This window comes from uncultured Algibacter sp. (assembly GCF_947495675.1).
In the GTDB taxonomy this organism is placed as follows: Bacteria; Bacteroidota; Bacteroidia; order Flavobacteriales; family Flavobacteriaceae; genus Algibacter_B.
This window is the reverse complement of sequence record NZ_CANLZX010000113.1, coordinates 1-216: the sequence shown is the minus strand read 5'-3', so window position 1 is coordinate 216 and position 216 is coordinate 1. Positions and strand designations below refer to the sequence as shown.

General features: G+C 45.8%; 1 protein-coding gene. It reads left to right on the top strand.

Annotated features, from left to right (window positions below):
* On the top strand, positions 1-216 hold a 216-nt coding region (locus tag Q0842_RS16295), incomplete at both ends, for a hypothetical protein (RefSeq protein ID WP_298500581.1).

Genomic DNA, 216 nt, shown 5'->3' with positions numbered 1-216 from the left:
ATGTGGGAAGTAACTGGGTCTCAACCGGCTGAACCAGCGACAGCTTGTTATGAAACAGCGACTTTTAACACTACATCGTGTATGTGGGAAGTAACAGGGTCTCAACCAGCTGAACCAGCTACGGCTTGTTATGAAACTTCGACTTTCAATACTACATCATGTATGTGGGAAGTAACAGGGTCTCAACCAGCAGAACCAGCGACAGCTTGTTATGAA